Annotated in this window: 27 protein-coding genes, 1 tRNA gene and 1 pseudogene; 20 read left to right on the forward strand and 9 right to left on the reverse strand. The window is 73.6% G+C overall.

The annotated features are described in order from the left end of the window. Positions 1 to 25: 25 nt before the first annotated feature. From KSK32_RS16015 to KSK32_RS16050, 8 genes are all read left to right on the forward strand, one after another. Positions 26 to 712: a DUF6758 family protein gene (locus KSK32_RS16015; protein WP_353939623.1), complete on the forward strand. Its 687-nt coding sequence runs from the start codon at positions 26 to 28 to the stop codon at positions 710 to 712. 118 nt (positions 713 to 830) lie between these two features. Next, a complete protein-coding gene (locus tag KSK32_RS16020) occupies positions 831 to 989 on the forward strand; it encodes a hypothetical protein (protein WP_013283898.1) in 159 nt (52 codons plus the stop codon). Positions 990 to 995: 6 nt separating this feature from the next. Further along, positions 996 to 1850 (forward strand): PH domain-containing protein, encoded by an 855-nt coding sequence (locus KSK32_RS16025; RefSeq protein WP_216931939.1) that lies wholly within the window; start codon positions 996 to 998, stop codon positions 1848 to 1850. A gap of 105 nt (positions 1851 to 1955) precedes the next feature. Beyond that, positions 1956 to 2678, forward strand: a complete 723-nt coding sequence (locus KSK32_RS16030) for a SigE family RNA polymerase sigma factor (RefSeq protein ID WP_374226713.1) — start codon at positions 1956 to 1958, stop codon at positions 2676 to 2678. A 56-nt stretch (positions 2679 to 2734) separates the two neighbouring features. After that, positions 2735 to 3949: a hypothetical protein gene (locus KSK32_RS16035; protein WP_289256293.1), complete on the forward strand. Its 1215-nt coding sequence runs from the start codon at positions 2735 to 2737 to the stop codon at positions 3947 to 3949. Between the two features lie 10 nt (positions 3950 to 3959). Next, the gene (locus KSK32_RS16040; protein WP_216931942.1) at positions 3960 to 4826 is read left to right on the forward strand and encodes a PHP domain-containing protein; all 867 of its coding nucleotides are present in this window, start codon (positions 3960 to 3962) and stop codon (positions 4824 to 4826) included. Positions 4827 to 4857: 31 nt separating this feature from the next. After that, positions 4858 to 5472, forward strand: coding sequence for a MarC family protein (locus tag KSK32_RS16045; RefSeq protein ID WP_216931943.1), 615 nt, complete (start codon positions 4858 to 4860; stop codon positions 5470 to 5472). A 124-nt stretch (positions 5473 to 5596) separates the two neighbouring features. Beyond that, positions 5597 to 6430: a PD-(D/E)XK nuclease family protein gene (locus tag KSK32_RS16050; RefSeq protein ID WP_254188043.1), complete on the forward strand. Its 834-nt coding sequence runs from the start codon at positions 5597 to 5599 to the stop codon at positions 6428 to 6430. Positions 6431 to 6443: 13 nt separating this feature from the next. On the opposite strand, the gene KSK32_RS16055 is transcribed toward KSK32_RS16050, so the two are convergent. Together KSK32_RS16055 and KSK32_RS16060 are read right to left on the reverse strand one after the other, a co-directional pair. Continuing rightward, entirely contained in the window at positions 6444 to 7295 is an 852-nt protein-coding gene (locus KSK32_RS16055; RefSeq protein WP_216931945.1) for an oxygenase MpaB family protein, read from the reverse strand. Positions 7296 to 7371: 76 nt separating this feature from the next. Continuing rightward, positions 7372 to 7800, reverse strand: a complete 429-nt coding sequence (locus KSK32_RS16060) for a Fur family transcriptional regulator (RefSeq protein WP_216931946.1) — start codon at positions 7798 to 7800, stop codon at positions 7372 to 7374. Between the two features lie 161 nt (positions 7801 to 7961). On the opposite strand from KSK32_RS16060, the gene KSK32_RS16065 reads away from it, so the two are divergent. After that, complete coding sequence (locus KSK32_RS16065; protein WP_216931947.1) at positions 7962 to 8444, forward strand: DUF2231 domain-containing protein; 483 nt, start codon at positions 7962 to 7964, stop codon at positions 8442 to 8444. A 1-nt stretch (position 8445) separates the two neighbouring features. Here KSK32_RS16065 and KSK32_RS16070 read toward each other — a convergent pair whose 3' ends face one another. After that, a complete protein-coding gene (locus KSK32_RS16070; protein WP_216931948.1) occupies positions 8446 to 9027 on the reverse strand; it encodes a hypothetical protein in 582 nt (193 codons plus the stop codon). Between the two features lie 151 nt (positions 9028 to 9178). Here KSK32_RS16070 and KSK32_RS16075 point away from each other — a divergent pair, with 151 nt between their 5' ends. Then, positions 9179 to 9352, forward strand: coding sequence for a hypothetical protein (locus KSK32_RS16075; RefSeq protein WP_216936518.1), 174 nt, complete (start codon positions 9179 to 9181; stop codon positions 9350 to 9352). 62 nt (positions 9353 to 9414) lie between these two features. Here KSK32_RS16075 and KSK32_RS16080 read toward each other — a convergent pair whose 3' ends face one another. After that, a complete protein-coding gene (locus KSK32_RS16080; RefSeq protein WP_216931949.1) occupies positions 9415 to 9891 on the reverse strand; it encodes a flagellar biosynthesis protein FlgA in 477 nt (158 codons plus the stop codon). 275 nt (positions 9892 to 10166) lie between these two features. Here KSK32_RS16080 and KSK32_RS33460 point away from each other — a divergent pair, with 275 nt between their 5' ends. Further along, entirely contained in the window at positions 10167 to 10379 is a 213-nt protein-coding gene (locus KSK32_RS33460; protein WP_254188911.1) for a hypothetical protein, read from the forward strand. A 62-nt stretch (positions 10380 to 10441) separates the two neighbouring features. On the opposite strand, the pseudogene KSK32_RS34190 reads toward KSK32_RS33460, so the two are convergent. Together KSK32_RS34190 and KSK32_RS16090 are read right to left on the reverse strand one after the other, a co-directional pair. Further along, positions 10442 to 10570: pseudogene (locus tag KSK32_RS34190) on the reverse strand (FmdB family zinc ribbon protein); the annotation flags it as partial. A 27-nt stretch (positions 10571 to 10597) separates the two neighbouring features. Further along, positions 10598 to 11245, reverse strand: coding sequence for a 5-formyltetrahydrofolate cyclo-ligase (locus tag KSK32_RS16090; RefSeq protein ID WP_374226714.1), 648 nt, complete (start codon positions 11243 to 11245; stop codon positions 10598 to 10600). Positions 11246 to 11327: 82 nt separating this feature from the next. Between KSK32_RS16090 and KSK32_RS16095 the strand changes: the two genes are divergently transcribed. From KSK32_RS16095 to KSK32_RS16120, 6 genes are all read left to right on the forward strand, one after another. Continuing rightward, a complete protein-coding gene (locus KSK32_RS16095) occupies positions 11328 to 13517 on the forward strand; it encodes a diguanylate cyclase (protein ID WP_216931952.1) in 2190 nt (729 codons plus the stop codon). A gap of 9 nt (positions 13518 to 13526) precedes the next feature. Then, positions 13527 to 14516, forward strand: a complete 990-nt coding sequence (locus KSK32_RS16100; protein ID WP_216931953.1) for a UTP--glucose-1-phosphate uridylyltransferase — start codon at positions 13527 to 13529, stop codon at positions 14514 to 14516. Next, complete coding sequence (gene glp / locus KSK32_RS16105; RefSeq protein ID WP_216931954.1) at positions 14513 to 15826, forward strand: gephyrin-like molybdotransferase Glp; 1314 nt, start codon at positions 14513 to 14515, stop codon at positions 15824 to 15826. The genes KSK32_RS16100 and glp overlap by 4 nt, the downstream gene beginning before the upstream one ends. Further along, a complete protein-coding gene (locus tag KSK32_RS16110; RefSeq protein ID WP_216931955.1) occupies positions 15823 to 16464 on the forward strand; it encodes a GNAT family N-acetyltransferase in 642 nt (213 codons plus the stop codon). Before glp ends, KSK32_RS16110 begins: the two co-directional genes overlap by 4 nt. Positions 16465 to 16633: 169 nt before the next feature. Next, on the forward strand, positions 16634 to 17416 hold the full coding sequence (locus tag KSK32_RS16115) for a hypothetical protein (protein ID WP_216931956.1): 783 nt from the start codon (positions 16634 to 16636) through the stop codon (positions 17414 to 17416). A gap of 260 nt (positions 17417 to 17676) precedes the next feature. Then, positions 17677 to 17750 (forward strand) — tRNA-Ala (locus KSK32_RS16120). 69 nt (positions 17751 to 17819) lie between these two features. Here the strand turns inward: KSK32_RS16120 and KSK32_RS16125 are convergent. After that, a complete protein-coding gene (locus tag KSK32_RS16125; RefSeq protein ID WP_216931957.1) occupies positions 17820 to 18515 on the reverse strand; it encodes a proteasome protein in 696 nt (231 codons plus the stop codon). Between the two features lie 379 nt (positions 18516 to 18894). Here KSK32_RS16125 and KSK32_RS16130 point away from each other — a divergent pair, with 379 nt between their 5' ends. After that, entirely contained in the window at positions 18895 to 19629 is a 735-nt protein-coding gene (locus KSK32_RS16130) for a hypothetical protein (protein WP_216931958.1), read from the forward strand. A gap of 25 nt (positions 19630 to 19654) precedes the next feature. Here KSK32_RS16130 and rox read toward each other — a convergent pair whose 3' ends face one another. After that, positions 19655 to 21082, reverse strand: a complete 1428-nt coding sequence (gene rox / locus KSK32_RS16135; RefSeq protein ID WP_216931959.1) for a rifampin monooxygenase — start codon at positions 21080 to 21082, stop codon at positions 19655 to 19657. Between the two features lie 112 nt (positions 21083 to 21194). Then, positions 21195 to 21461, reverse strand: coding sequence for a hypothetical protein (locus tag KSK32_RS16140; RefSeq protein ID WP_216931960.1), 267 nt, complete (start codon positions 21459 to 21461; stop codon positions 21195 to 21197). A gap of 181 nt (positions 21462 to 21642) precedes the next feature. Here KSK32_RS16140 and KSK32_RS16145 point away from each other — a divergent pair, with 181 nt between their 5' ends. Then, positions 21643 to 23748: a cellulase family glycosylhydrolase gene (locus KSK32_RS16145; RefSeq protein ID WP_216931961.1), complete on the forward strand. Its 2106-nt coding sequence runs from the start codon at positions 21643 to 21645 to the stop codon at positions 23746 to 23748. A gap of 109 nt (positions 23749 to 23857) precedes the next feature. Then, a complete protein-coding gene (locus KSK32_RS16150; RefSeq protein ID WP_216931962.1) occupies positions 23858 to 24721 on the forward strand; it encodes an alpha/beta fold hydrolase in 864 nt (287 codons plus the stop codon). The last annotated feature ends 4 nt before the right edge of the window (positions 24722 to 24725 follow it).

Raw genomic sequence — 24725 nt, forward strand, 5'->3', positions numbered from 1 at the left:
CGACGGTGAGGGTGTGACTGTCGCGGTGAGTTGTCCGAGATGTGCGGGCCCGGTGCGCGAGCCGGACCTGATGCACGCCGAGCACCGGTGCGTCCGCTGCGGCCCGGTCGCGCCGCTGCACGTGCCGGAGCACATCAGCGCCGAGATCATGGCCAGCGTGGTCGAGCGGGTGGCGGCCGATCCGGACCCGGCCGACCGGCTCCGGATGCCGCTGTGGTGCCCGTGGCCGCTCCCGCCGGGGTGGACGCTCACCGGCGTGGCGTGGGCGGGTGACGACCGCGCGGGCGTGCGGGCCACGCTGGTCGCCTGCGCCGGACCGGCCCCCCTGGACGGTGGGCCGGCCGACCTGATCTTCGTCGCCGAGGAACCCGGCGTCGGCCTCGGATCCCGCTTCGCGGGACTGCCCGGACCCGACCCCGGTCCACAGGTGGAGGAGGCGCTCACCGATCCCGGCCCTGGTCATCCCGAGCGGCTGCCGCACGCGAAGATCCGGGCGGGCGGCCATCCGACTCCACTGTGGCTCGTCCGCTCCGAAACGGATCGAAGCGCGTACGCCGGCGAGGCTCGGGGAATGTGGCTCCATGCGATAGCCTGGCCGGCGAGTGCGGGTCACCTCCTCGCGGAAGAAGTCGTGCTGCACGACCTCACCGAGTGGACACCGCCCGAACTCGTGTACGGCGCACCGTCTCCGTACCTGCATGGGCGGGCCTGACCGGCTCGCCACGGCTAGTCGGAGAGCGGACGCAGATATTCACGGTAAGACACCATGCTGATACTCTGGGTGCCGCTGCGGTAAACGGACCCGGCGCCGCGCGAGAGGATGGCCCGCTATGGTCAAGAAGGTCCTCACCTGGGCCGGCATCGCATTCTTGATCTTCTTTGTTGCGTACCGGCCCAACTCCGCCGCCGACGTCTTCAAGTCCCTCGGTGGCGGCATCATGGACATCGCGCAGGGCTTCGGCGACTTCTTCACCAACCTCGTCGCCTAGCCGCACATGGGAAGCCCCTCCGGTCCACCCTTCGACCCGGACGACCCCGACCGGGCACGCCGGGAGCGCGACACCGAGCCGATCCCCCGGATCGATCCGGACGACCCGCCCGGCGCGTACGGTCCCGGTCCGTACGCGGACGCGGACGACGCCGGCTACGGCAGCGCGTACGCCGCTGAGGGGCGGTCCGGCCGGGCCTGGGCGCGTGACCCGGACGGCTTCCCGGACCAGCCGATCTCCGAGGACGAGCTGGCCGGGCTGCGGTCCGACGCCTCCGGCATGGCACCCCGCCGGGTGCTGCCGCTGGAGGACGAGCCCAGCTCGCTCGTGGCGCGTTACCTCTTCCCCACCGAGCGCTACCGGGGCGAGTGGAAGCGGCACTGGATCCACCTCACCACCCCGATCATCGTCGGCGTGGCGGCCACCTTCGTGCTCGGCTACCTCTCCGGCTTCCTCGCCGGGCGGGACGTCGGCGCGCTGACCACCGTCGCCGTGCTGCTCTGGTTCGCCGTGATGGGCTGGGTCGCCTGGAAGGTCGCCGACTGGTGGTACGACCGGTTCATCCTGACCAACAAGCGGGTGATGGTGGTCAACGGGATCATCACCCGGCAGGTCGCGATGATGCCGCTCACCCGGGTCACCGACATGAAGTACGAGCAGAGCCCGACCGGCCGCGCCCTCAACTACGGCACGTTCGTGCTGGAGTCCGCCGGTCAGGAACAGGCACTCCGAGTGATCAAGAACCTGCCCAACCCGAACGAGCTCTACCTGCGCGTGGTCGAGGAGATGTACGAGCCGCAGGCGGTCGAGGCGCGGCTGGGCAAGGAAGCCGACGAGGCCAAGGCCGACGACGGAGCCTGAAACTTTTCGTCCGAACATCGGATGAACTGCACACCTTCCGCCATCGACCCGACCGGGCAGGCCGTGGCATTCTGCCAGGCAGGACGGGGGGAGATGAGTGTGGTGGTGAGCAGAGATCCGCTGGAGGAGGAGTTCCGCGAGTTCGTCGCGGCCCGGTCCGGCGCACTGCTGCGCACCGCGTACCTGCTCGCCGGTGACTGGGCCACCGCCGAGGATCTGCTCCAGACCGCGCTCACCAAGACCTACCTCGCCTGGAAGCGGCTCGGCGGGATCGACGCCATCGAGCCGTACGCCCGCCGCGTCATGGTCAACACGTCCACCAGCTGGTGGCGGCGCCGCTGGCACGGCGAGCGCCCCACCGAGGTGCTGCCGGAGCGCGCCGGTGTCGACGAGATCGAGCAGCAACTCGACCGGGACGCGCTCTGGCGGCACCTCCAGGCGCTGCCCGCCCGGCAGCGGGCCGTGCTGGTGCTGCGCTTCTACGAGGACATGTCCGAGGCGCAGACCGCCGCGCTGCTGGAGATCTCCCCGGGCACGGTCAAGAGCCAGACCTCCCGGGCGCTGAACACGCTGCGCCGCCGGCTCGGCTCCGAGGCGGCCCTGAGCCTGCCCGCGCCGGCCGGCGCGCCCGCGGTGAACCCGGCCGCGCCCGCTGCGGGCGGCCGGTCCGTCCCGCCGGCCCGGGGCACCGAGCCGACCCGTACCCCGGCCCGGGGCACCGAGCCGACCCGTACCCCGGCGCGGCAGCCCGCCGCCCGGGCACCGCGACCGGTCCCACCCGCGACTCCGGTCCGCCCCGCGGTCCCGATCCCGGCGGAGAGCCGATGAGCGGCACCCGGCACGACGCTGACAACCGGACGGGCAGCCCGGAGCGTCCATTCCCCGTGAGCGACGACGAGCTGGAGCGGGCGCTGCGGGAGACGCTGACCCGCCGCGTCGCGACGTCCCGCCCGCTGCCCGCCGACCCGGCCGGGGAGATCCTGCGCCGGGCGCGGCGCACGGGCCGGCGCCGCACGCTCACCGGCCTGGCGCTGGCCGGGGTCGCCACCGTCTTCATCACGACCGGGGTGGCCCAGTTCAGCGCGTCCGGCGGCGACGGCGGCACGCCCACCGTGGTGCTCGGCGACCCGCCCGTCCTCTTTCCGTCCCCGTCGCAGTCCGGGCCGTCCTCGGTCACCCGCTTCGGGCCGGTCCGCGCCGAACTCGACCTGCTCGTCGGTGACCGGCTGGACACCAGCGGCGGCGAACGGCGGCAGCTGGCCGGGGTGAGCGGCGTCGAACGGGCGCAGCGGATCCACGACCAGGAGGGCTGGCTGCTCACCTCGGCGGCCACCGTCGCCGGCCGTACCCTCTGGTGGGTGCCGGGCGGTGGGGGCGCGCCGCAGGTCATGCTCGCCGCCGCGGACGCGGTGGCGGTCTCCCCGGACGGCCGCCAGGTCGCCTGGCGGGACGGCACGGACGTGATCGCCGCCGGTGTGGTGGCCGGCCAGCTCATCGCGCCGGTCCGGACCGCCGCGCCGGAGGGCGCCGTGCCGGTCGGCTTCGCCGGCGACACCGTGCTGATCCAGCAGCCCGGCGGCGGGATGAGCGTCTGGGACCGCGCACTGGGCGGGCAGCCGGGTCCGGTGAACCCGGACGTCCGCACCGTCTACGGCACCCGGCCCGACGGCCGGGTGGTCGGCCTGGTCGCCGCCGGCCGGGAGCAGCAGCTCTGCCTGGCCCTGCTCGACCCGGCCCGCGACCTCGCCCCGGTGCGTACCGGATGCGGCCTGGACCTGGCCACCGACGGGCTCGGCGCCGTCTCCTTCGACGGGCGGTGGCTGCTCGCGAACGGCACGTCGCGTACCGCTTTCCTGGTGGACCTGGGCGACCCGGCCCGCCCGGTCACCCACCCGGCCGGCCCGGTGCTGGCCGGCGGCGTGGCCTGGACAAGGGGCGGCGTGGCGCTGCACGTGGACGCGAGCGGCGGGTTGGTCCGGGTCAAGCCCGAGCGGGTGCTGGCCGGTGACCGCCCCACGGCCTCGACTGTCGAAGGGCTGGCGCCGGAAGACCACCCGGTGGTGGTGGCCGACGTCCCCACGGTGCCGGACGGGGCGTAGCGTCGGGCGGGTGAGCGTCCCCGCCCGCATCGACCTGCACACCCACTCCACCGCCAGCGACGGCACCCTGACCCCCGCCGACCTGGTCCGGGCCGCCGCCGAGGCCGGGCTCGACGTGGTGGCACTCACCGACCACGACACCACAGCGGGCTGGGCGCCCGCCGTCGCCGCACTGCCGCCCGGCCTCACCCTGGTCCGCGGCGCGGAGATCTCCTGCCGCTGGTCCGGAGCCGAACCGGCGATCCCGCTGCACCTCCTCGCCTACCTGTTCGACCCGGCCGAGCCGCACCTGGCCGCGGAACTGGCCCGGGTACGCCGGGCCCGCGAGGAACGCGGCGAGCGCATCGTGCGGCTGCTCCAGGCCGACGGCATCCCGGTGAGCTGGACGGAGATCCTGACCGGTGCGGGCGGCGGCACCGTCGGCCGCCCGCACATCGCGCAGGCGCTGATCCGGGCCGGCCTGGTCGCCACCACCACCGAGGCGTTCGGTCCGGACTGGCTCGGCGAGCGGTACCGGCTGCCGAAGGACGACATCGAGGTGTTCCGGGCGGTGGCGCTGGTTCGAGCGGCCGGCGGCGTGCCCGTCTTCGCCCACCCGCGGGCCAGCAGGCGCGGCCGGATCGTGCCGGACGAGCTGATCGCGGACCTGGCGGCGGCCGGCCTGGCCGGGCTGGAGGCCGACCACGAGGACCACGACCCGGCCGAGCGGGCGCACGTCCGCGGGCTCGCCGCCGACCTGGGACTGCTGGTCACCGGTTCCTCCGACTTCCACGGCACGCACAAGACCGTCCGGCTCGGCGCGCACACCACCGGCCCCGAGGCGTACGAGCGGATCCTCGCGCTGGCCCGCGGAGTGACCCCTGTCGCTTCGAGCTGAAGCGCTGCGGCGGCACGGCTACCGTGTCCGCGTGGATCTCAAGCTCTTCGGCGAGGTCTTCGTGACCCTGCTGGTGATCGTCGACCCGCCCGGAATGATGCCCATCTTCCTCGCGCTGACCGGGCCGCTGCCCGCGCGCGACCGGAACCGGGCCGCCTGGCAGGCCGTGGCGCTGGCGCTCGTGGTCATCGTGATCTTCGCGGTGGCGGGGCAGACGATCCTGGCGTACCTGCACGTCGACCTGCCCGCCCTTCAGGCGGCGGGCGGCCTGTTGCTGATCCTGGTCGCGCTGGAGCTGCTGACCGGCAAGGCGGACGACCCGAGCAACCAGGTCACCTCGAACATCGCGCTGGTGCCGCTCGGCACCCCGCTGCTGGCCGGACCGGGCGCCATCGTGGCGACCATGCTGTTCGTGCAGCAGGCCGGCGGCCCCGTCGACTACCTCGCCATCGGGCTGGCCATCGTCGCGGTGATGGTCACCGTCTGGGTGGTGCTGCGCTTCTCCGGCGGGATCGTCAAGGTGCTGCGCCCGGGCGGCATCGAGGTGCTGACCCGGATCGCCGGCCTGCTGCTGGCCGCCATCGCCGTGCAGCTCATCGCCGACGCGATCGCCGCGTTCGTCACCCAGTACCTCAACAACGCCTGAGCGGGTCCGTGCGGTGTCGTACCCGGATGGCAGGATTCTCCGGGTGCGACGACCGTCAGCAGCCAGCGGCTCCCGGGCTCCCCGACCCCGCGCCGAGCAGTCCGAGCAGCTCGGCTTCGAGGGCATGCCGGAACGCCTGTTCGTCTGCACCCCGAGCAAGCTCGGCGCGTACGCGGACTGCCCCCGCCGCTACCGCTACGCCTACGTGGACCGGCCCGCGCCGCCCAAGGGCCCGCCCTGGGCGCACAACTCGCTCGGCGCGAGCGTCCACACAGCGCTGAAGAACTGGTACGCGCTGGCCCCCGGCCGCCGCCGGCCCGAGGTGCTCGGCACGCTGCTCAAGGGCACCTGGGTCCGCGAGGGCTACCGCGACGACGAGCAGGAGCGCGACGCCTTCCGGCGGGCCCTGGCCTGGCTGGAGAGCTACGTGGCGGGCCTGGACCCGGCCGACGAGCCGGTCGGCGTGGAACGGGTGGTCGCGGTCAAGACCGCTGTGCTCGCGTTCAACGGCCGCACCGACCGGATCGACTCGCGTCCCGGCCCGGACGGGCGGCCCGAGCTGGTCATCGTCGACTACAAGACCGGCCGCACCGGCCTCGACTCCGACGACGCGCGCGGCTCGCAGGCGCTCGCGCTCTACGCTTACGCGGCCGAGCGGGTGTTCCGCAAGCCGTGTCGCCGGGTCGAGCTGCACCACCTGCCCACCGGCACCGTCGCCGCGCACGAGCACACACCTGAGTCCCTGCACCGGCAGCTCACCCGCGCCGAGGACACCGCGCGCGACATCATGGCCGCCGAGCGCGCGGTGACCGACGGCGCCGACCCCGACACGGCTTTCCCCACCGAGCCGGGGCCGCGATGCGGCTGGTGCGACTACCGGCGTACGTGCCCGACCGGCGCGCAGACCCCGGGCAAGGAGCCCTGGTCGGCGGTCGAGCGGTTCACCGACCCGGAGTGAGTGCGGAGCGCCGTCAGGCCGCGGCGAGACGGGCGGCACGCTCCTTGGCGGCCTGCTGCAACGGACCCTCCCGGTAGCGCCGGGGCACCGCGGCCAGCGCCAGCCGCAGCGCCCGCGCGCTCAGGTCCGCCGACCGGGCGGTGGTGGGCAGGCCCAGTCCGCCGTAGAGCCGCAGCGCCCACGGCGGCAGCATCCCCAGCGCGGTGGCGGCGATCCCCAGGTACGCCCAGCGTGGCGGGCCGAGGTTCAGGCCGACCCGCGCCGGCAGGCTGAGCTTCCACGGGATGGGCGGCGCGGTCAGGAACACCGCGGTCTCGGCCGCCTCCCGGGTCATCCGCAACTGCGGGCGTACGTCCCGGTAGTAGTCGGCCACCTCGGCGGCGGTGCCCGGCACGTCGTCCGGGTCCAGCCCGACCAGGGCCGCCGACCGGCGCTGCTCGGTGTAGTAGCCGTCCACCTCGTCGTCGGTGAGCGCCAGCCCGGCCCGCCGGACGGTGCTCACGAACGACTCGACCTCGGTGACGTGCACCCAGCGCAGCAGCTCCGGATCGTCGACGCGGAACTCCTCACCGGTGAACGGGTCGGTGGCGCGCATCCGGGCGTGCCGCGTACGCAGCCGTCGCCCGGCCGCCTCGGCCTCGGCGGTGGTGCCGTAGATCGTGGTCCCCACGTACGTCGCCGTGCGGACCAGCCGCCCCCAGGCGTCGGTGCGGTAGTTGCTGTTCTGGGCGACGCCGGCCATCGCGCGGGGGTGCAGCGCCTGGAGGTAGAGCGAGCGCAGGCCGGCGACGATCAGGATCGGTTCCTCGTGCACCTTCCACGTGACCGATCCCGGACCGAAGAGGCCGAGGTCTTCGGTGTCCACCGATCAAGAGTGCCACGCGCCGCCGCCCCCCGTCCTCGGTGCGGCGGCCATGCGGCGGCCGTCCTCGGCGCGACTGTCAGTCGTCGGCGGAGCGGCGGGACTGGCAGGCCGGGCAGAGACCCCAGAAGGTCACTTCCGCCTCGTCCAGCTCGAAGCCGTGCGCCACGTTCGGGTCCAGGCAGGGGGCGCTGCCGACCGCGCAGTCCACGTCGGCGATCTCCCCGCAGCCCCGGCACACCACGTGGTGGTGGTTGTCGCCGACCCGGGCCTCGTACCGCGCCGGACTGCCGGCCGGCTCGATCCGGCGGGACAGGCCGGCCCGGGACAGGGCGCCGAGCACGTCGTAGACGGCCTGGGTGGAGACCGAGTCGATGCGCTGGCGGACCCGGCGGGTGATCTCGTCGACCTCCAGGTGGCCACCGGCGGAGAGCACGTCCAGCACGGCGAGACGCGGCCGGGTGACCCGTAGGCCCCTCGACCGGAGCATTTCCTCACCTGTGGACATGGATCCATGACAGCACGGGGCAGGCGGGCCGACAAGCGAGCGTTGTCCACCCGTGGCCGGGGCCACAGGTGAACCGGCGCCCCCGCGCCCGCGTGTATCGAGGAAGGCGGCGTCACGCCGTACGCTGAGCGCGCCAAACCACCCACTCGCCGGAGGTGTCGGTGTTCAGGGAAATCAACGGTCTGCCGGTCCACGTGCTGGTCATCCACGCGGCGGTGGTGCTGGTGCCGCTGCTGGCACTGCTCGCCGTCGGCTACGGGGTGCTGCCCCGCTGGCGGCACCGCCTCGACTGGGCGGTCGCTGCGCTGGCCGTGGTCACCCCGATCGTCGCCTGGGTGGCGACCGAGTCCGGCGAGGAACTGGAGGAGGCCCTGCGCGCGAAGGGCTACCCGCCGGACCGGCTCCAGCAGATCAGCGAGCACGCCGAGTACGGCGACATGCTGTTCTGGTTCGCGCTCGGGCTCGGCGTCGCCGCGCTGCTGCTCGTGCTGTCGACGAGCCGCTTCGTCGCGGGCCGGAACCTGCCCCGCTGGCTCCCGGTGGTGCTCACCGTCGTGGTGGCCGTGCTCGCGGTCTTCGCGCTCGTGTACGTCTACTGGACCGGCGACAGCGGCGCCAAGATGGTCTGGGACGGCGTCGTCTGACTCAGAACAGCACCCGCGAGCACAGCAGGCAGGTGAGCAGCACCAGCACCACGGCGACGGCGGCCCCGATGCCGTAGGTGAGCCGCTGCGCGCGCTGCTCCGCCTGGTCCATCGCGGCCATGTCCTGCGGCGGGAGCCGGCGGGGCGGTGACGGCTGCACGTGTACCGGTGGCCGCCACCCGGGCGGCGGAGGCGTGCTCGGCGGCGGTCCCGCGTACCCCGAGGGAGGGGTGCCGCCACCGGGCGGGCCCGGCCACGCGCCACCGGCCACCGCCCAGCCGCCCGCCGCCTCGGGCCGGGCCCACGGGCTGTCGGTGGCCGCCTCGCGTGACCACGGGCTGGCGTTCCCGGCCGCCTCCGGCGTCTCCGCCGCTCCGGCCGCTCCCGGCGTGTCCTCTGCTCCGGCGGCGCCGGTGGCGGCTCCGGCGGTGTCGATCCGGCCGGCGACGGCCGGGTCCGCTGCGGGGGTGCGCGGATCGGGCTGCCCGGCGGTCACGGTCGGCGCGTCGGTGCGGTCCGGATCGCGGCCCTCCGGGCGTCGCCAGGTCTCGTCGTCGGGGCTGCCACCGCTCGGCGTCGTCACGCCGTCCGACGCTACCAACGCCCCGGCCGGTCGGCCGCCCGACGCGTCGATCACCGCCGCCCGGCCACACCACGGCCGGGCACGGGCCCTCCGGCCCGCCACCCTTGCGGGAATCGAGCCGGTGGCCGGTTCGGCGGTATCGTTGCTGCTCGTGACCGACCCCGCCATCCGGACACCGCGCGACGACGACGACCGCGTGGTCGACCTCAGCGACGACTTCGTGGTGCTGCCCGAGCAGACCAGCGACGACACCGACCGCGGCTGGGGCGAGCGCCCCGGCGACGACGACTGGCTGCTCGCCGAGCGCCCGCCGCACTGGGGCTGATCGCCCGCATCCGGCCCGTGCCGGCTGATCGCGCCGCAGCGGCCCGGCTCGCGGGGATCGCGTCAGCCTCGTACCACCACGGCGAAGCGGCTGCCCTCCGGCAATCCGACCGCCCGCCGGGCCTGCTCCGGCGGCAGCGCCAGGTAGAGCGCCGAGGAGCCGTCGACCGCCCCGGCGGCGCCGACCACGTCGAGCACCAGCGCGCGGGGCGCCAGCAGCGTCGGGTCGGGCGAGCCGCCGGCCGGCACGACGAGCAGGTCGACGCGGGCACCCGGGCGCAGCACGGCGAGCGCGGCCGGCTCGGCCAGCCGGATCGGTAGGCCCACGGCACCGGCCGGCAGGGCGGGGGTGCCGCCGGACGGCGACGCCGTCGCCGAGGCGCCCGGCAGGATGCGGGGCGGCGGGCAGGACGGCGGCGTCTGGAGCACCGCCGCGGCCAGGCCCAGCAGCACCGCGACGAGCGTCACCCGCAGCAGCGTCCGGCGCCGGGGCAGCCCGCGCCAGCGGACCGGACGCAACGTCGTCTCGCCATCCGCCACCGCTGCCTCCCACCGCCGGTCAACCGTCTGACCCGCAGGCTAGGACCGGGTTCCCGGCCCCCGCCGCCCCACCGCTCGTCCCTGTGGATAACCCGCCGGCTTGTGGAAAACCGCTCCCCGGGAGGCCCGCCGTCACCAGCGCGGAGGTCCGGTGCGGCTGGGACCGCCAGCTCGGGGAGGTTGCTGCTTACGGATCGGCGGATGCAGCAACCTCGCCGAGCTGGCGAGCATCCGCCGCGAACGGAACGTGGCCGCCCCCGAGCGGGAACGGCCACGTGTCGCGTGCGACAGCGGGTCAGGAGGAGCTGGACGCCGCCGATGCCTTGCTCGCCGTAGACCCCGACCCGGACGACGAGGACGAACCGGACGAGGAGGACGTCGACGACGACGAGGAGTCCGACGACGAGGACGAGGACTCGGACTTGGCCGGCTTGCTCGTGGTCGAGGTGCCGTTGTCGGAGCCGGACGAACGGGAGTCCGTGCGGTAGAAGCCGGAGCCCTTGAACACGATGCCTACCGAGTTGAAGAGCTTGCGCAGCCGCCCCTCACACGCCGGGCACTCGGTCAGCGGCTCGTCCGAGAAGGACTGCACCGCCTCGAGCTGGTGGCCGCACGCGGTGCAGGCGTACTGGTACGTGGGCACGTTCTCCTCCGGATCTTCGGCACGGCCTTCTGGCACTCGTGGTATTCGAGTGCCAATGGTGCGTCATGACCCCCGGGTTCGTCCAGCGGAAGCGCCCGGGCCCACACCCGGGACCGCCACCAGCCCGTCCGCTGGAGTGATCACACAGTGCACCGGGCGGTCGTGCGGCAGGGCGGGCACCGCCTCCACCAGCTCGCCGTCGTGCAGCAACGCCACCGTCGGCACCGTCGCGGGTACCCGGGCCAGCGCGCGGTCGTACGAGCCGCCGCCCCGGCCCAGCCGGATGCCCCGCCGGTCCACCGCCACCGCCGGCACCACGACCAGGCCGGCTCCGGCCACTGCGGAACGCCCCCGGGGCGGGGCGGTCGGCTCGCGCAGACCCCGGCCGGCGGCGCGCAGCGACTCCGGGCCGGTGTACGGGGCCCAGTCCAGATCCAGATCGGCGCGCAGCACCGGCAGCAGCAACTCGGCGTCGGGCGGCAGCGCGGCGCGCAGCACGTCCGGCAGGTCGCCGCCGCCGGGCTCGGAGGCGACCGGCACGTACGCGCTCATCCTGGCCGGCCGCAGCCGGCGTACCAACGTCACCAGCTCGGCCTGGACGGCGGCCGCCGCCACCGCCCGGTCGGCCGCGGACAGCGACCGGCGCGCGGCGAGTAGCGCGATGCGCATCTCCCGCTTCGCATCGTGCGCTTCATCCGAAAATTCCGGCACGCAACACTCCTGACGCAACGCTTGCCTAATGGTCGCTCTGTGTCAGCATCGCACCAAGGGAGCGGAACTTCCGGGGGGAAGATTGACGCTACGCGGGCGGTTGACGGCGGCTTTCCTCGCGGTGGTCCTCGGCCCCGTCCTGCTCGGCGCGTTCTTCGTCGGGGCCACGCTCAGCGCCGTCGACCACAGCCGCGCCACCGAGCGGCTGGGCCTGGCCGCGGCCGGCGTCCGTACCTCGATCGACGCGCTCTGCCAGCAACTACGCGCGGCGGCCGACGCGGTCGCGCTGGTCGGCGACCCGGCCGCCCGGTCGCGCGCGGCCGACCAGGTGGTGGCCCGGGGCCTGGCCGCCGCCGTGCGAATGGCCGACGCCGCCGGCCGCACCACCTACGCCACGGCCGGCGGGCCGGCCGGGCGCTGGCAGGACTGCGCCGGTGCCCCCGCCACCCCCGTCGTGGCGCTCTCCGCCCAGGTCGGGCTCCGCGACCCGGCTGGCACCGACCTGGGGGCGGTCGCCGCCGCCCAGCCCGTCGACCGGGCCTTCGTGGCGCGGCTCGCCGCCGTGACCGGCGTCGGGGTCACCCTCCTCGACGACCCCGGCGGCATCACCCACACGACCGAGGACCAGGGGGTACGCGCAGCGGTGCTGGCCGCCGCCGGCAAGGCGGACGGGAACCGGGTGACCGGGACCGCCGACGGCCGGTACGTGCGCCGGGTCGGTCCGTCTCCCGGTCAGCCGCTGCCGCTGGTGCTGTCGGTGCCGGGGGAGCGTGCGCCGGGCCTGTACGGGGCGCTGATCGCCGCCGTGGCGCTCGCCGCCCTGCTCGCCGTGCTCGCCGCCTGGCGACTGGCCCGGGTGACCACCAGGCCGCTCGGTGAGCTGGCCGGCGCGGTGGACCGGGTGGCGCGCGGAGACCTGAGCGCCCGGGTGCCGGTGCGCAGCCGCGACGAGATCGGGCGGCTGGCGAGCGCGTTCAACCGGATGACCCGGGAGACCGGCACCTACGTGACGGCGCTGACCAGCAGCCGCGACCAGCTCCGCAACCACCTCGCCGTGCTCGGCGACACGCTCGCCAGCACGCACGACCTGCAACGCATCCTGCGGGTGATCCTGGACAGCGCGATCGCCGCGACCGGTGCCCGGGCCGGCGCGGTGCTGCTGGTCGACGGCGACGGCGTACTCGTCGGCCGGTGCGTGGAGGGGCTGACCGGACGCTGGCCGACGGACGATCCGGCCGACCCGGCGACGCTGCGGGTGCCGGTCGGCGCCGGGGTGCTCGGGGCGGTGGCCGCGACCGGCGAACCGCTGCGCGGACGGTGGGCGCCGCCGGACGCGCCGACCGGGGAGCCGACCTGCGAGACGTACGTGGCGGTGCCGTTCGCCACCCCGGGCGGCGCCGAGCCGCGCGGCCCGGACCGGCCCGGCCACCCGCCCGCCGACGGCGACCCGCCCGGCTCGGCCTGTGCGGCGCTCGGCGTGCTCGTGCTCTACGACCGGGTCGGCGGGCACGAGTTCCACGACGACGACGTGGTGACGCTGCGGACGTTCGCCGGGCACGCGGCGGTCGCGGTGGAGAACGTCCGGGTGCACGAGGAGGCGCAGCGGCTATCCCTCACCGACCCGCTCACCGGGCTGTGGAACTACCGCTACCTGCGCGAGTCGATCCGCCGCGAGGTGGAGCGGGCGAACCGGTTCGGCCGGATGCTCAGCGTCCTCGCGCTCGACCTGGACCGGTTCAAGAACGTCAACGACACCTGGGGGCACGCCGCCGGGGACGCCGTGCTGGTCGAGTTCGCCCGCCGGGTCCGCGGCGTGATCCGCGAGGTGGACCTGGCGTTCCGGCAGGGCGGTGAGGAGTTCGTGGTGCTGCTGCCGGAGACCGACGCCCGGGGCGCCACGATCGTCGCCGAGCGGCTCGGCGCTGTGGTACGTGACCAGCCGGTGGCGGTCGAGGGGAGCGGCGACGAGCCGGTGCGGGTGCCGGTGACCGTCTCCATCGGCATCGCCGTCTACCCGGACCACGCGGCCGGCGGCCAGCAGGTGCTCGACGCGGCCGACGACGCGTTGTACGCGGCGAAGGCCGCCGGACGCGACGGCTACCGGCTGGCCCCGGCGCCCGATCCGGTGCCCACCCCGGAGATCCCGGTGGTGGCCGCCGGTGCCGGCCCGCCGGACGGGCTGCCCCGGGCCGGCGCGGCGGACCCGGCGGGCACCGTCCAGGGCGGCGCGTCTTCCGGTCCTCACCCGCCGCGGCAGAGCCGTGGCCGATAGTCTCGCGACATGTCGGAGCACTCAGCGAACCCCTCAGCGGCCCCCGGCCGCTCCCGCGCGGTCAAGGCCGTGATCCCGGCCGCCGGCCTGGCCACCCGGTTCCTGCCGGCCACCAAGGCGGTTCCCAAGGAACTGCTGCCGGTCGTCGACCGGCCGGTGTTGCAGTACATCGTCGAGGAGGCCGCGCAGGCCGGCATCGACGACATCCTGCTGATCACCGGTCGTGGCAAGACCTCGATGGTGGACCACTTCGACCGCCGGCCGGACCTGGAGGAACGGCTCGCCAAGAAGCCCGAGCTGCTGGCCGAGGTCAAGCGCACCGAGGAACTGGCCGCCATCTACACGGTCCGCCAGCCGGAACAGCTCGGCCTCGGCCACGCCGTCGGGTACGCCGAGTCGCACGTCGGTGACGCGCCCTTCGCGGTGCTGCTCGGCGACGAGTTCGTCAAGCCGTCCGAGCCGCTGCTGCCGGCCATGCTGGAACTCCAGGCCCGCACCGGCGGCGTGGTGCTCGCGTTCTTCGAGGTCGACCCGGCCGAGACCAGCCGGTACGGCATCGCGTCCGTCGAGCCGGCCGAGTCGGAGTACTCCGACGTCGCCGAGGTCGTCAAGGTCACCGGCATGGTGGAGAAGCCCAGCCCGGAAGAGGCGCCCAGCAACCTGGCCGTCCTCGGCCGGTACGTGCTCCCCGGGAGGATCTTCGACGCGATCCGGCGTACCGATCCGGGAAGCGGCGGCGAGATCCAGCTGACCGACGCGATGGAGCTGCTGCGTACCGAGGGGGTGCCGGTGCACGCCATCGTCTACCGGGGCACCCGCTACGACACGGGCATGCCGCTCGGCTACCTCCAGACCGTGGTGCAGATCGCCGCCGAGCGCGACGACCTGGGTGCCGAGTTCCGCAAGTGGCTGACCGAGTTCGTCAACAACGGCGACGAGACGGTCACCGCCGCCGTCCTCAACGGCATCCGCGACGCGTCCGGCGGTGCCGATACATGACCGCGACGGCCGACGCCGAGGCGGCCGCGAACGAGTTGACGCCGCTCGCCGACTACCTGGGCAGTGTGCTGCGCAGGTTACGCGCGCTGCCTCCACTCGACCTCGACCTGACCCAGGCGTACGGCAACGTGCTCGCCGAGGACGTGGTCGCCCCGCACTCGTATCCCGCCTTCGACCAGGCGGCGGTGGACGGGTACGCCGCGCGCTGGGAGGACATCTCCGGTGGGAGTCGGGGGCCGGGTTACGTCCCGGCCCCCTCCGGTATGCCCGGCGGCCGCACCATCCGCCTCAACGTGGTGGGTGACCTGGGCGCGGCGAGCTGGCGGCCGGTCCGGCTCACCCCCGGCTCGTGCTTCTCGGTGGCGGCCGGCGCGCCGCTGCCGATCGGCGCGGACGTGGTCGTCCCGGTGGAGTGGACCGACCAGGGCATGGCCGCCGTCGAGATCTTCCGCGCCCCCAAACGGGGGTACGGCCTGCGCCGCGCCGGCGAGGAACTGGTCGCCGGCACGCTGCTCGCCCGCGCCGGGGCGTACGTGTCACCGGCCCTGGTCGCGGTGTTCGCCGCCACCGGCATCGGGCACGTCGTGGTGCGGCCCAGCCCGCGCGTGGTCGTCGTGGCCACCGGCGACGAACTGGTGGACGTGGGCCGGGGCAGCCAGCCCGGCCAGGTGGTGGACACCAACTCGCACGCGCTGACCGCGGCGGCGGCGGAGGCGGGCGCGCTCGCGTACCGGGTGGGGATCTGCGACGACGACCCGGAGGCGCTGCGCGGTCTGCTGGAGGACCAGACGTTGCGCGCCGACCTGATCATCACCACCGGCGGCACCGGCACCGGCCCCGGCGACATGGTCCGCCGCATCCTGTCCCGCCGCGACGGCGGCCGGGCCGGGCCGGTCGCCTTCACAGAGGTGGCCCTCTATCCCGGAACGGCCCTCGGGTTCGGTACGGTCGGCGCCGAGGAGGTGCCGGTGGTGTGTCTTCCCGGTGAGCCCGGCGCGGCGCTGATCGGCTTCGAGGTGCTGGCCCGCCCGGCCATCCAGCTGCTGGCCGGCGCCGAGCCGGTGTTCCGGCCGAGCGTCCGCGCGCACCTGCTGGAGACGGTCTCGTCCCCGGTGGGGCTGCGCGAGTTCCGGCCCGCGCACGTGGCCGAGCGGCGCGGTGGCGGCTACACCGTGCAGCCGCTGGCCGGTGGCCCGTACACGCTCTCCGGCCTGGCCGAGGCGAACGGCCTGCTGGTGCTCGGCGAGCGGGTCACCACGGCCGCTGCCGGGTCCACCGTGGATGTGTTGTTGTTGGACCGGCGCCGGTGAGGTTCCGGCGGGCGCCGGGGTGGCCGGCGGTGCTGGTGGACGGTCCGGTGGTGCTGCGGCCGTACCGGCGTTCGGACGCCGCCTCCTGGTCGGAGATCCGGCGCGCGAACCGGGAGTGGCTGGCGCCGTGGGAGTCCCATGTGCCCGGCGGCTGGTACGAGACGAACTCGCCCGCCGCGTTCCGCCTGGTGCATGCTGACCAGCGCAAGTCCGCGCGCACCGGTGAGGGCATGCCGTTCGCGGTCTGCCTGCGTGAGAACGGGTGGGAGCGGCTGGTCGGTCACGTCAACATCGGCAGCATCGTGCGGCGGGCGTTCTGCTCCGGGTACGTGGGCTACTGGGTGGACTTCCGGGTGGCCGGTCGCGGCGTGATCCCGACCGCTGTGGCGCTCGCCGTGGACCACGCGTTCGGGCCGGGCGGCCTGCACCGGATCGAGGTGAACATCCGGCCGGAGAACATGCCGTCCCGGCGGGTGGTGGAGAAGCTCGGCTTCCGCGAGGAGGCCTACCACGTGCGGTACATGCACATCGACGGCGCGTGGCGCGACCACATCGGATATGCGATGACCGGCGAGGAAGTCGTAGCCGAGGGCGGCCTGCTGGCGCGGTGGCACCGCGTACGTGACAACCGCCGCTGAGGCGAACGCCCGGCGCGGCGCACTGTGAACCCGGTCGGCGGCCCGTAACCTCAAGTAACTGCAAGCTGTGGCAAGCGCTGCCCGCCCGCACGAAGTGCGCCGTAAACGACGGCCGACGGAAGAAGTTGCGGCGGTCTGATGCTTGCCCCGAACTTTGGTGACGGGAGGGGTGAGGGTGCCCACGTCGGTGCTCCTCGCCGTCCTCGCCGCCGCCGGTCTGCTCGCCCTCGCTCCGGCGCTGGTCCGCCGGTACGACGCCACCGAGCGGCTGGTGGCGGAGCGGGCGCAGTCGACGGCGCGGGTGCTCCAGCGCCAGCGTCGACGGCGCACCGTGCCAGGGCGGCGACCGCTGCACCCGCCGCGCTCCCTCGTCGTTACCCTCAGTGAAGACTCCGACACGGGCGGTCTTGCCCGCCCGGTCTCGGCCCCGCCGCTGCGCCGTCGCTCCGGGCGGCTCCGGCCCGTCTCCGCGGTGCCGGCGCAGTCCCGCCGACGGCACCCGCCCCGGCGGCGGCACACCCCGGCGATCTACCGCCGCCGCCGGGTGCTGGCCGCGCTGCTGCTGCTCAACGTGGTCGAGCTGGGCGGCGTGGTGCTCGTCGGACCCGGGTTCTGGATCAGCGTCTCGGTCACCGGCACGCTGCTCGTCGCGTACGTCGTACACCTGCGGCAGCGCGCCCTGGCCGAGCGCCGGCGGCGGCGCGCGGACGCCCGCGAGGCGGCCTGGCTGGCCGCCCGCCAGGCCGAGGTGCGCCGCGAGCAGGCCCGGCGCGCGGCGGCCCGGCGGGAGGCGCAGCGCCGGCTGGCCGCCCAGCGCGAGGCGGTCCGGCGTACGGCGATGGGGCTGGATCGTCCCGCGGACCTGCCACCGGCGGCGAGCGGCGGCTCGGTGTCCTACCGGCGGGCCGGCGGCCTGCGCGGGCGCCCCTACCAGTCCGGCCGGGGCGCCTGACCGCCTTGCCCGCCTCGTCGGCGCGGCCCTCGCCCGCGTGTGATCTCCAGCGGGTGGAACGCCATGGGTGTCTCCGGCCCTCCACGACGCGTCGCCCGCGGCGGGCGATCTTGGAAGGATTGGGCCCCTCTGAGGGCCGCTTTCTTCCAAGATCTACGTGCGCGGTGGGGCGGTTCGCGTCGTGGGGGCGCGACCTGTTAGCCTTGTCGCCGGCCCACCCGGTGAAAGCTGGGTGGGACCGACGCCGGTTCGCCGGCGGAGGGGCTGTGGCGCAGACCGGTAGCGCACCTCGTTCGCATCGAGGGGGTCAGGGGTTCAAATCCCCTCAGCTCCACCCAGTTCAAAGGCCGTTTCCGCTTGTCGGAGACGGCCTTTTCCGGCGGTCTCCGACAATCCGCCGGGGTCAGTCGAACAGCCGGTCGAGCGCTTCCTGTTCGAGGTCGCGCCAGCGCTGGGCGTCCTTCATCGCCTTGGTGATCTCCTTCTCGTCGAGGTGGTGGGCGCCCTCCTCGCGGATGCACGCGACGCTGAACGGCCCGCCGACCGACGGCGAGGTCCGCTCCAGCGCCTCCAGCACCCGTACCACGCCCACCACGCCGTACTCGACGGTGCGCGTGGTCATCCGGAAGTGGGACAGCAGCGCGCCGGCCTGCTGGGCCATGGGCGCTCCGGAGCCGATGGCGTGGAAGCCCACGTCCTCGTAGCGGCCGATGAGCCCGTTGGGGTTGATCTCCACGATCCAGGGATTGCCCTGGCTGAAGCCGGCCGCGAGCAGGTACGCCGACACCCCGCCGCCGCTGCCCTCGCCCGGTACGTCCGGGATGTAGTTCTCGTAGTGCTTCTTGAAGATGGGCAGGACGCGCTCCTGCAACTCGTCGCCGATGTCGGGTGCTTCGAGGATGGCGGTGGCCGAGTCCTGGAGGAGAGGGCGCAGGTCGTTGAGTACGCCCCGCGCGCCGCTGCCGCCCCAGGCGGCGCAGTCGCCCAGCGGGTGCAGCTTCTGGGCGGGGAAGCTCAGACCGCGGTCGCTCTCGGTGATCTGGGAGTCCGCACCGATCACCACCCCGTCGCTGCAGACGATGGCGAGTACGACGGTCATAGGGGTCCTCCTGAGCAGGGGTAAGGGGTAAGGCGCGAGGTACCCGGCACCCCGCCCGCCTACACCCCGCCAGGTGTCGGCCCGCTCACTGCCCGGACGAGAACGTCGTGCGCCGGCACGTTCGCCGTGTATCAGCCGCCCGGGCTGACGATGGTCACCGGGGCTCGTGAAACTGGACGGTGGCTGACCACCAGTCACCGTCGGCAGGGATCTCGTTTTGCACGACGACGTCCTGGACCTCGACGCCCGATCTTTCGCAGCGCGCAGATGTGACCCGGCCCGCGGCCGGGTAGCCGACTGGAGTCGCGTCCGTTGGTAGCCTGACGCGTCCCGTACGACAGAGGGAGTCTGCCCGGTGCTCAGCATGGTGCTGCGAAGGTTGGGCGCGGCCGGCGCGGTCTGCGTGGTGGCCGCGTGCGGACCCTCGACTGCTGACCCGGCGGATCGTTCGGCCGGCGAAGCGGTTCCCTCCACGGCCCAGGCGACCGGCACGCCCGCCACCGGGAAGCCGTCCACGATTCCGGCGACCGGCGGATCCGGCTACTCCGCGACGTTGTCGGCGCGGCTGGTGACCACTGATGCGCTGCCACCGGGCTTCACTGTGGATGTCGCGACGGTCATGGCCACGGATGCGGGCCGACAGCGCCCCGGCCCCGAGGTGCCCTGTGCCGACATGATTCCGCTGCTGTCGGCCAAGCGGCTGACCGGTACTCCGTCGGCGATGGCGGCTGCCACCGTCAGCTCCGCCGAGGGCCCCGACTACCCGTGGGTGGCGAGCGAAGTGCTCAGAACGTACGCCGACGACGGCGCCCGAGGTGCGATGGCGGACCTGCGGACGTTCATCGGCCGGTGCCCCACCGTCGCGTCACCGGGCCGGGACGGCGGCAGCCACCGTTTCGCGGTGGTACCGGGGCCGCGACTCGGTGACGAGAGCATGCGCGTCGACTCCAGCGCGACCTCCGGATCGATCACGCTGGAATGGGACAGCATCCTCGTCCGGATCGGCACCGCCTTGTTGGTCGTTCATGAGCAGGGAAACGAGCCCGGCGGCGACGATCACCTCACCCGACTCGCCGGAGCCGCGCTCCGCAGCTTCCAGACGACCGGACCCTGAGCACCCTCGGGCGATCGGCGGCAGCTCACCCCGTCGCGCTACCGAACCACCTGGTCAGCGCGGCTTCCAACGTCTGCTGATCGTCGCCCACCCAGACCACGTGCCCGTCCGGCCGCAACAGCACCGCCGGCACGTCCAGCTCGTCGCCGGTGCCGGTGACTACCCGGACCCGGTCGGCCCAGCCGTCCACCGACAGCTTCCCGGTCCCGTCCAGCAACAACCCGCTCCCGGTACGCATCAGCTCGTACAGGCGTCCCTCCCGCAGCGGTACGTCGCGCAGCCGCCGCCCGAGCAGCGCATGCCCCTCGCCGACGTCGTACCTGACACCGATCGCGGTGACCTTCTCGATCAGGAAGCGGTTGACCTCGTCGAAGTCCATGAGCTGCGTCAGCACCTGCCGTACCGCTTGTGGTCCGGGCTCGTTCGTGGTCAGCAGCATCTGCGCGCGCGTGTTCGTCAGCACGTCGGCGGCGACCGGACGCCGCTCGGACTCGTAGGTGTCCAGCAGGCCGTCCGGCGCCCAGCCGTCCACCGCCGCCGCCAGCTTCCAGCCCAGGTTGAACGCGTCCTGGATGCCCAGGTTGAGCCCCTGCCCGCCCAGCGGCGGGTGGACGTGCGCGGCGTCGCCGGCCAGGAACACCCGCCCGGCCCGGTAGCGTTCGGCCAGGCGGGTCGCGTCACCGAACCGGGACAGCCAGCGCGGCGAGTGCACACCGAAGTCGGTGCCCGCATACGCGGTCAGTTGCCTCTTGAAGTCGTCGAGCGTCGGCGGCACTGAAGCGACATCGGCCGCCGGTACGACCACCCGGAACACGCCGGGCCTGCCGGACGGGCCGAGCCCGAACCGCTTCTCGGTGCGGCGTACCTCGGTCATGATCGCGGTGATCTCGTCCGGTGGCGCCGTCACCTCCATCTCGCCCAGCAGCGTGTCGACAGTCGACGGCTCGCCGGGGAATCCGACGCCGAGCAGCTTCCGGACGGTGCTGCGCCCGCCGTCGCAACCGACGACGAACCGCGCCCGCAACGGTTCCGAGGTCTCGCCGTCGAGGTGAACCGTCACGCCGTCGCCGTCCTGCTCCAGGCCGACAACCGCACTGCGGCGCCGGATCTCGGCGCCGACCTCGGCGGCGTGGTCGGCGAGCAGCCTGTCGGTGAGTGTCTGCGGGATGCCGAGGACGTACGGGTGGGCGGTGTCCAGGTCGGCGGGCGCTGGCTTGTCGATGCCGGCGAAGAACCCCCGGATCGGGTGCGTGCCGCCGTGTTCCAGGAACCGCTCCAGCAGCCCCCGCTGGTCCATCACCTCGATGCTGCGGACGTGCAGCCCGAGCGAGCGCACGTACGGCGGCGGTTCGGCGTCCCGCTCCAGAACGAGCACGCCGACGCCCTGAAGGCGCAGCTCACCGGCCAGCATCATGCCGGTCGGCCCACCGCCGACCACGATCACGTCGAACATGCGATCCCCCGTGCCGGGTGTCAGGCGACCGTCCCCTCGGGCGGCACGAACCGACCATAGCCCTCGTGACGGCGTGCCCGGGTCTCGAAGGGCAGGCAGGCGCTCGCCTCGTTCAGACCGTCCGGCGTCCGCCGCGCCCGGCGAGCTTCGACAGCAAAACGAGCGCGCCGCCGCCGATGACGAGACCCACGACGGCGAAGGCGAGCGTCTGGAGTAGCCAGTGGGTCCCGCTGAGCAGCGACGTGGCCAGCCACACGCAGAGCAGGCCCGCCGGTGCCGACAGGACCAGGGCGAGGACGATCGCTGTGGTCCGCTGTCCGGTCGTGGCTTCCGGGTAGGTGTTCCACCGGTTCTGCATCGATCGGGTACGTCGATCCATGACGCCTCTGCTACCCGGCGGGAGGCGACAGCAACCCGGTTCAGCCGCGGCGGAACGTCCGGACCGCTGCATCAACGTCTGCCGATTGACAATGTTTGGAATCCAAACTTATTCTCGCGCTGGGCGGGTGCGCGCCCCGCCTTCCCCGTCCACGCGCCCACCCCACCACGAAGGAACCACCATGTTCCGCTCTCCCCGTACCGCCCGACTGCGGGTCGGCCTGGTCGCGGCGACCGCCGCCGCACTCGTGACAGGCACCGCCGTGATGGCGACGAACGCCCAGGCGGCGGCCGGCTGCCGCGTCACCTACACGACCGCGAGCCAGTGGCCCGGCGGCTTCACCGCGAACGTCGGCGTGACCAACCTCGGTGACCCGATAAACGGCTGGAACCTGCGCTGGACGTTCCCGTCCGGCCAGCGGATCACCCAGGCGTGGAGCGCCACAGTCACCTCCTCCGGCGCCGATGTCACCGCCACGAACGTCGGCTACAACGGCGCGATCGCCACGAACGGCAGCGTCTCGTTCGGCTTCAACGGCTCCTGGTCCGGTGTGAACACCGCGCCGACAGCGTTCTCCCTCAACGGAGTGGCCTGCACCGGCGGCGTCGTCGGGACCACCGCGCCGCCCAGCCCCACGCCCCCGGTGACCACGCCGCCGCCCACGACTCCGCCGCCCACCACGCCGCCGCCCGCCGGCAACGCCATGGCCGCTGTCGCCGCCATGCAGCCCGGCTGGAACCTCGGCAACTCCTTCGACGCGGTCGGCGCGGACGAGACCGCCTGGGGCAACCCGCGGGTCACCGAGGCGCTGCTGGACAACGTCCGGGCGCAGGGCTTCAACAGCATCCGCATCCCGGTCACCTGGAGCAACCACCACGGCGCCGCGCCGAAGTACACGATCGACCCGGCCTGGCTGAACCGGATACGCGAGGTGGTCGGCTGGGCACTCGCCGACGGCTTCTACGTGGTGCTCAACATCCACCACGACTCGTGGCAGTGGATCAACACGATGCCCACCGACCGCACAGGCGTGCTGAACCGCTACAACGCGCTCTGGACCCAGATCGCCGCCGCGTTCAAGGACTCCTCGCCGAAGCTGACCTTCGAGAGCGTCAACGAGCCGCAGTTCACCGGCAGCTCCGGCGACGCGCAGAACGCCACGCTGCTCAACGAGCTGAACACCTCGTTCCACCGCATCGTCCGCCAGTCCGGCGGCGGCAACGCCACCCGGCTGCTCGTCCTGCCGACCCTGCACACCTCCGCCGAGCAGGCCCGGGTGGACGAGTTGGTCAGCACGTTCGACACGCTCGACGACCCGAACCTGATCGCCACCGTGCACTTCTACGGGTACTGGCCGTTCAGCGTGAACGTCGCGGGGGGCACCCGGTTCGACGCGACCGTCCAGCAGGACCTGACCGACCAGTTCGACCGCGTCTACAACGCCTTCGTCACCCGCGACATCCCGGTGATCATCGGCGAGTACGGGCTGCTCGGCTTCGACCGGCACACCGGCACCATCGAGCAGGGCGAGAAGCTCAAGTTCTTCGAGTTCCTCGGCCACTACGCGCGCAGCCGCAAGCTGACCACCCAGCTCTGGGACAACGGCCAGCACTTCGACCGGACGTCCTTCGTGTGGAAGGACCCCGAGCTGTTCGCCCAGATCAAGTCGAGCTGGACGACCCGCTCCGGCACCGCCTCCAGCGACCAGGTGTACGTGCCGCGTACCGGCTCGATCACCGCCAAGAGCCTGACGCTCAACCTGAACGGCACCACGTTCCAGGGGCTGCGCCACGGCACCACCGACCTGGTCAACGGCACCGACTACACGGTCTCCGGCAGCACCCTGACGCTCACCGCGTCGGCGCTGACCCGGCTGGTCGGCTCCCGCGCGTACGGGGTGAACGCCAACCTGACGGCCCGCTTCTCGACGGGTGTGCCGTGGCGGATCAGCATCATCACGTACGACCCGCCGGTGCTCTCCAACGCGACAGGCACCACCGCCGCGTTCACGCTCCCGGCGCAGTTCCGCGGTGACCAGCTGGCCACGATGGAGGCGAAGTACGCCGACGGCAGCAACGCCGGGCCGCACAACTGGACCTCGTACAAGGAGTTCGACGTGACGTTCGCGCCGAACTACACCGGCAACACGATCGCGCTGAAGCCGGAGTTCTTCGCCGAGGTCAACGACGGCCAGCGGGTCACGCTGACGTTCCACTTCTGGAGCGGGACGAAGCTGACCTACCACGTGACCAAGTCCGGCGGAACCGTCACCGGCACGGTGAGCTGACCCCGGCGGCACGGCTCGCGGCGGCGGGCGTCGACACCGCCGCGAGCCGTCCCGGCACGAGTTCGCACCGGACCGATGAATTCCGAGGTCGGCGCCGGTCGACAGAGGCATGAAGACGCTCACGCTCCAGACCCCCGAGGTCGACCTGGTCTACGACGTCCACGCTCCCACCGCGGCCGAGGACGGGCACCGCCCCTTGTTCATGATCGGCCAGCCGATGTGCGCCGACGGCTTCGCCACGCTCGCGTCGTACTTCCCGGACCGCACAGTCATCACGTACGACCCGCGCGGGCTCGGCCGCAGCGTCCGCAAGGACGGCCGGACGGACTCGCTGCCCGAGGTGCAGGCCCGGGACGTACGCGACATCGTCGACGCCCTCGGCGTGGGCCCGGTCGACATGTTCGCCAGCAGCGGCGGCGCGGTGACGGCGCTGGCCCTGGTGGCCGCCTACCCGGACGTGGTGACCACACTCGTGGCGCACGAGCCGCCGCTGGTCGCGTTGCTTCCCGACGCCGAAGCGGTGGGCCGGGCGACAGCCGCCTGCCAGGAGGCGTACCGGAAGAACGGCTGGGGCGCCGGCATGGCGGCGTTCTTCGTCATGACGTCGTGGCGGGGCGAGTTCACCGACGACTACTTCGCCCAGCCCGCGCCGGACCCCGCCGCGTTCGGGTTGCCCGCCGAGGACGACGGCAGCCGGGACGATCCGCTGCTGTCCGACCGGTCCGAGGCGGTCACCGTCTTCCGGCCGGACGCCGACGCGCTACGCGCCGCGCCGACCCGGGTGGTGATCGCGGTGGGCGAGGAGTCGGCGGAGACGCTCACCGCGCGGACGTCGGTGGCCACGGCCGAGCTGCTGGGCGGGCAGCCAGCGGTCTTCCCGAGTCACCACGGCGGGTTCCTCGGCGAGGAGATGGGCCACGCCGGGCAGCCGGAGGCGTTCGCGCGCCGGCTGCGGGAGATCCTCGACGCCTGACCGG

The sequence above is a fragment of the Micromonospora sp. WMMB482 genome, from assembly GCF_019038635.1.
Taxonomy (GTDB): Bacteria; Actinomycetota; Actinomycetes; order Mycobacteriales; family Micromonosporaceae; genus Micromonospora; species Micromonospora marina.